The 1,553-nt window shown below is 42.2% G+C and carries 2 protein-coding genes; both read left to right on the forward strand.

What is annotated here, in order from left to right; all coding sequences use genetic code 11:
- On the forward strand, nucleotides 1–793 hold a 793-nt coding region (locus Q0200_RS07840), incomplete at its 5' end, for an efflux RND transporter permease subunit (RefSeq protein ID WP_297939983.1).
- Between the two features lie 314 nt (nucleotides 794–1,107).
- On the forward strand, nucleotides 1,108–1,419 hold the full coding sequence (locus Q0200_RS07845) for a PepSY-associated TM helix domain-containing protein (protein WP_297939984.1): 312 nt from the start codon (nucleotides 1,108–1,110) through the stop codon (nucleotides 1,417–1,419).
- Nucleotides 1,420–1,553: the final 134 nt, after the last annotated feature.

The raw sequence follows: 1,553 nt of genomic DNA on the forward strand, positions 1-1,553 counted from the left end.
CGAGTACCGCAAGGACGCGCAGGCACTGCAAAAACTAAAGATCAAAAACGCCCACGGCGAGAGTATAAGCCTAAGCGCGGTGGCGGAGTTTAGGACGAGCAAGACCTTTTCCGTGATAAACCGCTTTAACAAACAGCGTCAGATCAGGATCGTCGCAAACGTGGATAACGTCCCGCTAGGCGCCGTACAAAAGGGCATCGACGAAAATATCGGTCAAATTTTGCCTGCCGGCTACGACTACGTGATGACGGGCTTTATCGAGATGATGAACGATACAAACGCGGCCTTTGTATTTACGATCAGCCTTAGCGTCGTGCTCATCTATATGATTCTAGCTGCTCTTTATGAGAGTTTTATTTTGCCGCTCATCATCATGATCTCGATGCCGCTGGCGTTTGGCGGCGTGGCGGTCGGGCTATATCTTAGCGGTAACTCCTTTAGCCTGTTTGTCATGGTCGGCGCGATATTGCTTTTTGGTATGGTGGGTAAAAACGCGATTTTGGTCGTGGATTTCGCCAACCGATACGCAAACGAGGGCACGCCGCTAAACGAAGCCATCGTACGTGCTGGCGTCAAAAGGCTACGAGCGATACTGATGACTACTTTTGCGATGTTGCCGCTTGCGCTTAGCAGGGGTGCTGGATACGAGGGTAACTCCCCTATGGCGATCTCGGTGATCTCGGGGCTCATCAGCTCGACGCTGCTAACGCTGCTGGTCGTGCCTGCGCTCTTTGGTGTGGTGTATAAGATAGATAAATTCGTAAGTAAAATTTATAAAAGAGAGGAAATTTAGGGCTTAAATTTAAGCTTGCTTTGGGCGAGACCTGCATCAAATTTGCGCTCGACGTTTGCTCTACCGTTGGGTGCTGATTTTGTTTAAACTAAAAAGCCGATTTTGCTTTGAGACCATATTAAATGCATTTCCGTAATTTAACGTAGCAAATTTGTCGTTTTGTATTCGTCTGCCTCTGCTAAACCCTGTTTTTAAATATTTAGCGCAAAATATAGATTCCTTATTTATTGATAACGGTTTTAGAAATTATTAATTTTTAAAATGCTAAAATCCGCGCCGATTTAAAGTAAATTTTAAAAGGGCAAATTTTAAACGTGAATATAATTGACAAAAAGACGATGTATAAAATTCATACTTATATTTCACTCATATTTTGCATTCCGCTAGTTATCGTATGCTTTACCGGTTCGGTTTTAGTTTATAAAGACGAGATAAATAATATTTTAATGCCTGACACCATCTATATAGCGGATAGCGACGATAAAAAGAGGCTAAAATTTGACGAACTAAGAGAAAAAATAGAAAAAGAGTATCCGCATCACGAGATCGTAGGTTGGAATATCGACGTAGATCCGCAAAAAACGGACAAAATTTGGCTACTAGAGCACGAAGCAAAGCATAAATAAGCCAAACACAATATAAATTTTGCTTAAAAGCACCCTTAAACCGACGAGCCAACCTCTTTAAATTTATCAACAAAATGCGATATCTCGTCGATGACTTTTTGCCTGATTATTGGATAGTTTTTATTTAAAGGGCT

The organism is uncultured Campylobacter sp. (assembly GCF_938045225.1).
In the GTDB taxonomy this organism is placed as follows: Bacteria; Campylobacterota; Campylobacteria; order Campylobacterales; family Campylobacteraceae; genus Campylobacter_A.